Source organism: Acrocarpospora macrocephala (genome assembly GCF_009687865.1).
GTDB lineage: Bacteria > Actinomycetota > Actinomycetes > Streptosporangiales > Streptosporangiaceae > Acrocarpospora > Acrocarpospora macrocephala.
The window spans coordinates 1-6608 of record NZ_BLAE01000137.1 but is presented as its reverse complement, the minus strand read 5'-3'; the positions used below and the strand labels follow the sequence as shown (position 1 = coordinate 6608).

General features: G+C 68.9%; 9 protein-coding genes. 5 read left to right on the top strand and 4 right to left on the bottom strand.

Going from position 1 to position 6608, the window contains the following annotated elements; genetic code table 11:
- The first annotated feature begins 207 nt into the window (after positions 1 to 207).
- The 4 genes from Amac_RS53135 (at position 208) to cobM (ending at position 3496) form a co-directional block, all read left to right on the top strand.
- Positions 208 to 741, top strand: a complete 534-nt coding sequence (locus Amac_RS53135; RefSeq protein WP_373869963.1) for a hypothetical protein — start codon at positions 208 to 210, stop codon at positions 739 to 741.
- On the top strand, positions 738 to 1115 hold the full coding sequence (locus Amac_RS53130; RefSeq protein ID WP_155362035.1) for a PPOX class F420-dependent oxidoreductase: 378 nt from the start codon (positions 738 to 740) through the stop codon (positions 1113 to 1115). The genes Amac_RS53135 and Amac_RS53130 overlap by 4 nt, the downstream gene beginning before the upstream one ends.
- A 99-nt stretch (positions 1116 to 1214) precedes the next feature.
- Positions 1215 to 2429 (top strand): precorrin-6y C5,15-methyltransferase (decarboxylating) subunit CbiE, encoded by a 1215-nt coding sequence (gene cbiE / locus Amac_RS53125; protein ID WP_155362034.1) that lies wholly within the window; start codon positions 1215 to 1217, stop codon positions 2427 to 2429.
- Positions 2430 to 2752: 323 nt separating this feature from the next.
- Complete coding sequence (gene cobM, locus Amac_RS53120) at positions 2753 to 3496, top strand: precorrin-4 C(11)-methyltransferase (RefSeq protein WP_155362033.1); 744 nt, start codon at positions 2753 to 2755, stop codon at positions 3494 to 3496.
- A gap of 151 nt (positions 3497 to 3647) precedes the next feature.
- On the opposite strand, the gene Amac_RS53115 is transcribed toward cobM, so the two are convergent.
- The 3 genes from Amac_RS53115 to Amac_RS53105 form a co-directional block, all read right to left on the bottom strand.
- Positions 3648 to 4079 (bottom strand): PIN domain-containing protein, encoded by a 432-nt coding sequence (locus Amac_RS53115; protein ID WP_155362032.1) that lies wholly within the window; start codon positions 4077 to 4079, stop codon positions 3648 to 3650.
- Complete coding sequence (locus tag Amac_RS53110) at positions 4072 to 4338, bottom strand: hypothetical protein (protein WP_155362031.1); 267 nt, start codon at positions 4336 to 4338, stop codon at positions 4072 to 4074. The genes Amac_RS53115 and Amac_RS53110 overlap by 8 nt, the downstream gene beginning before the upstream one ends.
- A gap of 372 nt (positions 4339 to 4710) precedes the next feature.
- Positions 4711 to 5085 (bottom strand): nitroreductase family deazaflavin-dependent oxidoreductase, encoded by a 375-nt coding sequence (locus Amac_RS53105; protein ID WP_155362030.1) that lies wholly within the window; start codon positions 5083 to 5085, stop codon positions 4711 to 4713.
- A gap of 215 nt (positions 5086 to 5300) precedes the next feature.
- Between Amac_RS53105 and Amac_RS53100 the strand changes: the two genes are divergently transcribed.
- Complete coding sequence (locus Amac_RS53100) at positions 5301 to 5936, top strand: TetR/AcrR family transcriptional regulator (protein ID WP_155362029.1); 636 nt, start codon at positions 5301 to 5303, stop codon at positions 5934 to 5936.
- A 488-nt stretch (positions 5937 to 6424) separates the two neighbouring features.
- Here the strand turns inward: Amac_RS53100 and Amac_RS54390 are convergent.
- A partial coding sequence (locus Amac_RS54390; RefSeq protein WP_218041814.1) for a hypothetical protein occupies positions 6425 to 6608 on the bottom strand: 184 nt, incomplete at its 5' end.

Sequence of the window (6608 nt, the reverse complement as noted above, 5' to 3'; positions counted from 1 at the left end):
GTATTGGCAGGTGGGGAAGCCCCCGCCTCGGTGGGGCGGGGCGGAGCCGCGGAAAGAAATCAAGGGTGGGCGGGTGGGACATCCCCCGCATCAGTAAGACATGGCGAAGCCACGGGAGAAGGCGAAGGATGCGTTGACGGGCGGGCTCGTCGGGGTATTCGGCCCGTGGTCGCCATCGCGGGGGGAGCCGCTTTCACCTTTGGTTACGTGGAACAAGTGGAACTGTTGATCGCGGCAGGCGCCGAGGTCGTGACCTTCGATCCGGTGCGGGATGAGGATCTTCCCGAAGGCACTCGTGGAGTGATCCTGCCCGGGGGATTTCCGGAGGTCTATGCCTCAGAGTTGTCCGCCAATGAGCGCCTCCGGGCGAGGATGGCTGAGTTCGTCGCCAGTGGGGGCGCGGTCGTGGCGGAGTGCGCGGGGTTGCTCTATCTGAGCAGGGAGCTCGATGATCATCCCATGTGCGGCATCCTCGACGCCAAAGCGGAAATGACCGGACGGCTGACTTTGGGGTACCGGGACGCGGTAGCCGTACAAGATTCGGTGCTGACGCGGGCGGGGGAGCGGTATCGGGGCCATGAGTTCCACCGCACGGTCTGCACGCCACCCGACAACCCGGTCTGGCGCTGGATTGACGGTGGCGACGGATACGCTTCCGATCGGGTGCTGGCTTCGTACCTGCATCTGCACTGGGCGGGCAGCCCCGTGCTGGCCGCGCGATTCGTGGGGGAGTGCCGATGAGTTTCGAGGCGTTCTGGAAGGAACGACACCTCTGCACATTCACGACGATCCGCCCCGACGGCACCCCCCACGTCGTTCCGGTCGGCGTCACCCTCGACGGCGGCACCGCCAGGATCATCACCAGCGGCGGATCCCGCAAAGCCGGCCACATCCGCGCCGCCGGGCCAGAGGGCGCGCTCGTCGCGGTCTGCCAGGTGGACGGCCGCCGCTGGTCCACCCTCGAAGGCCGCGCGGTCATCCGCGACGACCCCGCCTCGATCGCCGACGCCGAGCACCGCTACGCCGCCCGATACCGCCAACCCCGCCCCAACCCGGAACGTGTCGTCATCGAAATCAAGGTGACCAGGATTCTAGGAAATGTCCCCCATGCCTGACCCGCACACCTCACGGGACATCCAAAGCGACTCACCCCACCCGTCGCCTCCCGCCACATTCCAGCCCACCTCCGGAAACGCGATTCTGGCCTGCTCACCATGACCGCCCCCGTTGTCGTCGTCGGAATCGGCGCCGACGGATGGGACGGGCTCTCCCCCGCCGCCCGCCGCGAGATCGAGACCGCCGAGGTGCTGATGGGCAGCGCCCGCCAGCTCGCCCTGGTCTCCACCTCCGCCGAACAGATCACCTGGCCGTCCCCCCTGCTCCCGGCCCTCCCCGGCCTGCTCGCCGGCTACCGCGACCGCCGGATCTGCGTCCTCGCCAGCGGCGACCCCATGTTCCACGGCATCGGCTCCACCCTGGTCCGCATCCTCGGCCCGGAGAACGTCAGGATCCTCCCCTCACCGTCCTCGGTCTCCCTGGCCTGCGCCCGCATGGGCTGGCCGGTCGAACGCACCCACGTGATCAGCGCGGTCGGCCGCCCCCTCGCCACCCTCAACGCCGCCCTCCGCCCCGGCGAACGCCTCCTGATTCTCGGCGCCGACCCCGCCCGCGTCGCCACCATCCTCATCAACGCCGGTTACGGCGAGAGCCCCTTCAGCGTCCTCGAACTCCTCGGCGCCCCCGACGAGCAACTCCGCCACACCACCGCCAACGGCTGGGCCATCTGGGGCGACACCCCCGACCCCCTCAACATCGTGGCCGTCGAATGTTTCCCCGACCCAGGCACGCCGACACCCCCACGCGTCCCCGGCCTCCCCGACGAAACCTTCGACCACGACGGCCAGCTCACCAAACGCGAGGTCCGCGCGGTCACCCTCGGCCTGCTCGGCACCGACGGCATCCTCTGGGACATCGGCGCCGGCGCGGGCAGCATCGCCATCGAATGGCTCCGCGCCCACCCCGCCGCCACCGCGATCGCCATCGAACGCGACCCTGCCCGAGCCACCCGAATCACCAGAAACGCCGAAACTCTCGGCACCCCCACCCTTCGCGTCCTCACCGGCACCGCCCCCGACGTCCTGGCCGCCTTAACCACTCCGCCCACCACGATCTTCATCGGCGGCGGCCTCACCACCCCCGGCCTCCTCGACCACTGCTGGTCCAGCCTCCACCCCGGCGGCCGCCTGGTCGCCAACGCGGTCACCCTCGAATCCGAAGCCGTCCTCTCCACCTGGTACGGCCACCTCGGCGGCGACCTCTTCCGCCTCTCCATCAACAGAGCGGCCCCCATCGGCGACTTCACCACGTGGCGCCCCCAACTCCCGGTCACCATCTGGTCGGTGACGAAACCCTCCGAGGAACCCCGATGACGGCCATTTCACCCGAGGCCAGGCAGCCAACGATGACCTCTCATCGCCAGCCGCCGCACAGGCGGCGCACGATGACCGTCTCCTCCATCGGCGGCCAGACGATGACAGGTGATCGCACTGGTGGCCCGTTCACTTCGTCGGCGGCCGGCGGTTCGCGATGGCCGTCTCCTTCGTCAGCGGCCCGACCATGATGGGCGATTGCACTGGTGGCCCGCGATGACCATTCATCTCATCGGCGGCCAGCCGTTGTACCGATGGTTCACGGTGTCCGTCTCCTTCATTGGCGGCCGGACGATGACGGGCGATTGCGCTGGTGGCGTGCGATGACCGTTTACTTCATCGGTGCGGGGCCAGGCGCGGCCGACCTGATCACGGTGCGCGGTCAGCGCCTCATCGAGCGGTTGCCCGTCTGCCTGTACGCGGGATCCCTGGTCCCCCCAGAATTGCTCGCCAGCTGCCCCCCGGGAGCCCGGCTGGTCGACACCGCACGCCTGACCCTGGACGAGATCATGTCCGAACTGCTCGCCGCGCACGCCGAAGGCCTGGACGTCGCCCGCCTGCATTCCGGCGACCCGTCCGTCTTCAGCGCGATGGCCGAGCAGATGCGCCGCCTCGACGCGGCGGCGGTGCCGTACGAGGTGGTGCCCGGAGTGCCCGCGTTCGCGGCGGCGGCCGCGACCCTGCGACGCGAGCTGACGGTGCCCGGCGTCGCGCAGACCGTCGTGCTCACCCGTACGGCCCTCCGGGCGACCCCCATGCCCGAAGGCGAGGATCTCGCCACGCTCAGCCGCAGCCGCGCGACGATCGTCCTGCATCTAGCCGTACAACGGATCGAAACGGTCGTCACGGAACTGACCCCCGCATACGGCCCCGCCTGCCCGGCGGCGGTCGTCGCCTGGGCGAGCCGTCCCGAGGAGACCGTGCTCCGCGGCACGCTGGCCGACATCGCGGAGAAGGTCGCAACGGCGGGCATCACCCGAACCGCCGTCATCATCATCGGCCGCGCCCTCACCGCCGCCACGTTCCCCGACAGCCACCTCTATTCGTCATCCCGCGTCCGCGACTGAGCTTCCTGTGGGGATCGCATTCCGCGGCACGGCCGCCAGAGACCACCTCTCTGCGTCCTCCCCCTACGGTGGGATCGTCTGGAAGAGCCGCTGCTCGCGCGGGCGTACCGGCCGGGTCGCATGAGGCGACACCGTTTCGGTACCGGAAGGTCTAGTCGTCGGGTTCGGTTATTTCGATGGTGTGGAGCGGGTGTTCGAGCGCGGCCGAGGGCTCCTGCCATTCGGCGGCGTTCATGGTGAGGATCGGGCAGACCGAGACGTTGGCGATGGCCGCGACGTGCGCATTCCACAGGTCAAGTTTTGTGGCGGCGATCATGTCGACGAGATCAGCTGCCTGGTCAACGCCATCCAACGGCGCGATGACGACGTTGCCGAAGGCTGACAGTCCGGCCAGCGACGCCTCAGCGTCCGTGACGCCGCGGTTGGCCAGCAGTGCCCCAGCCACGGCCAGGACCGGCGCCACCATGGGCTGGCCGGTCCTGTCGAAGTCCTGAATCAAGCCGATGAGATCGCCATCGCCGCGGACCAGTTCCTGCAGGACGCTGGTGTCGAGGATGTACGGCGTCGGTGTGTGATCAGTCACCGGCCGCCACCTGGAAGCCGTGCGCGCGGGCTTGCCGGTCTACGTGAGCGCGCAGCCGGGCAACCCTGGCCGGATCGGCTTGGGCCGCGCGCTGACGCAGGAGCGCAACGCCGTGCTGTTCACGGCGACGCTGAGCGATGATCGCCTGGTTGAACGCGTCGGAGACGGATCCCGCTCGGCCGGCCTGGACGAGCTGTTCGGCGTAGTCGGCTGCTGCTGGGTCTACGGTGATAGTGATGCGCCTCTTAGCGTCGCTCATACCCCGGGATCATACTCCGCGGGTTTGGGCCGGCTACCCAGCATGCCGGGAAATTCGCAACCCTGATGCGGAGAGCATGTCCCGCGAACGTCGCGGCCGAAATCTTCGCTCGCACCGATCCGGTGAGCACGCTGGCGGTGTCGGTCGGTGGGCCCGGCTGGCCGCCAGATGTGCGGTCGCGGCCGGTTGCGCGCATGCCGGGCACGGCCTGCACACCGCCAGTTTCCAGGCTGCCCGAACCGGTTGGCTTCCATCAGGCCGATGCCATCGCGGGCCTTCGGCTTGGTGGCACGGAAGACGGCCAGCTGATCATCGCCCTCGTCCCTGATCGACGTGCTCGCCGCCACCTGGCTCCGCGCTGGACGCCGATCGTCAGCCTGCGGCCAGGTCCATGCGGAGGAACTCGGTGATGCGGAGCAGCCTCGGTGGGCGTGGCACCTCAGCGGAGAGAGCCTGGAACGCCTCCTCTTTCCCGACGAGGCGTGGGGCGGCGAGTTCCACCTCCCTCCCGTCGACCCGGAGCCGCGCCCCGTCGGCCGCCAGGACGTTCTGCACCCAGTCCGAGCGCGATCCGTACACCAGAATGAACAGGTAGCCGCCGTCGACAGGGTGCGCGTCGAGAGGTGTGCGGTACCTCGTGCCAGAGATGCGACCGACGTGAGTCAGCACCGGCCACGTCCCGCTCGCGATCGCGCGAGGGTTGAACACCCGCTTGTTCACGTGCCCCCACCACCTCGGCATCGGCATCGGAATCTCCTTGTCTCGCCCCGGAGGGGCGCGTCGCAGGTCAGAGGTTCGCCGAGCTTCCAGCTGATTCCAACCGAGAGGACTTACGCTCGTAAGGTGGCTTACGTATGTAAGGCTGGCTTACGCATGTAAGATTGTCAACCCGCCCGTACCCTGGAGTCGTCGTGTCACCCTCACCACCGCTATCAACGCGGCAACCGCTCAGCAGAGGTCGCGTGCTGAAAGCCGCGATCCGGGTCGCGGATCGCGGCGGGGTGGAGGCGATCACGATGCGGCGGGTGGCGCAGGAGCTGGGCGTGGAGGCGATGTCGCTCTACCACCACGTACCGAACAAGGACGCGATCCTCGACGGCGTGGTCGACATGGTGTTCGCGGCGATCGAGCTACCCAGCGCCGATTGCGCCGATTGGCGCGACGCGATCCGTGTGCGCGCTTCCTCCGCGCGTGCGGTCTTGTCGCAGCACAGCTGGGCTCTCGGCCTCATGGACTCCCGTCGCGACCCGGGGCCGGCGACGCTACGCCACCACGACGCCGTCCTCGGTGTCCTCCGGCAGGCGGGGTTCACGCTGCCGATGGCCGCGCACGCCGTCTCGCTCATCGACAGCTACATCGGCGGGTACGTCCTTCAGGAGGCGAACCTGCCGGTGACGACGCCGGACGATGTCGAGGAAGTGGCCGGCGGCATCCTCGAGCACCTGCCGGCGGACGAATTTCCGTACCTCACGGAGATGATCGTCGACCACGCCCTGCAACCGGGCTACGACCACACGAGCGAGTTCGGCTACGGCCTGGCCCTCATCCTGGACGCGCTCGAAGCTCGCCGGAGGCAGAGCCCCGATACCGCCACCTGAGACGCACCTCGCCGCTGCAGCCGAAGCAAGACCCACGCGTTCTCATATCCCCACGCTCGGGGACCATGCCGCGCGGGATAACCGCAGAGGGCGGCTCTACGGGATTCGCCCGTTACTGGCCCAATGGCTGTGGATCGGCCGACGATGGCCCGCGCGGTCGATAACGATGACGTCCACGAAGACCGGGGCGCCGGTTAGGACGGTGCGGGCGGTGTTCTGGGCGCGGGTGGCCACGAGGTCGCCGAGGGGGATGGCCGCGGCCTGGCAGAGGCGGAGGGCGTGGAGGAGACGCCGTAGGCCAGGGTCAATTGCCCCGCCAGCCAGGCGGTGAAATCCCGGTCCGCGCTCAGCAGGCGTAGCGCGCCGATCGCGTAGCCTACGCATGGCGGGCCAGGATCGACCCTTCACGCGCTGTCTCAGGATCGGAGAACTCCCTCAACCCCGTGGGTTCCCGGCCTGGGTAGGTGGTGCGCTCGTGCCGGTCCGGTTCAGCGGCGGAATCGTCCGGCGAAGCGGTTCCTTTTCCCGTGGTAGAGGAGGGTCCAGGTGCCGTCGTGGTTGCGGCGGGTGCGGTAGCGGTCGGGGTGGGTTGCTTTGTCGCGGTTGTGCCAGGTGCAGGCGGGGGCGAGGAGATCCAGGTCGGTGGTACCGCCGTCGGCCCAGCCTTGGACG

What these genes read in the sequence shown, in the direction of transcription:
- Amac_RS53130 (WP_155362035.1), top strand. Translation starts at nt 738, where the DNA reads ATGAGTTTCGAGGCGTTCTGGAAGGAACGACACCTCTGCACATTCACG.
- cbiE (WP_155362034.1), top strand. Translation starts at nt 1,215, where the DNA reads ATGACCGCCCCCGTTGTCGTCGTCGGAATCGGCGCCGACGGATGGGAC.
- cobM (WP_155362033.1), top strand. Translation starts at nt 2,753, where the DNA reads ATGACCGTTTACTTCATCGGTGCGGGGCCAGGCGCGGCCGACCTGATC.
- Amac_RS53110 (WP_155362031.1), bottom strand. Translation starts at nt 4,338, where the DNA reads ATGAGCGACGCTAAGAGGCGCATCACTATCACCGTAGACCCAGCAGCA.
- Amac_RS53105 (WP_155362030.1), bottom strand. Translation starts at nt 5,085, where the DNA reads ATGCCGATGCCGAGGTGGTGGGGGCACGTGAACAAGCGGGTGTTCAAC.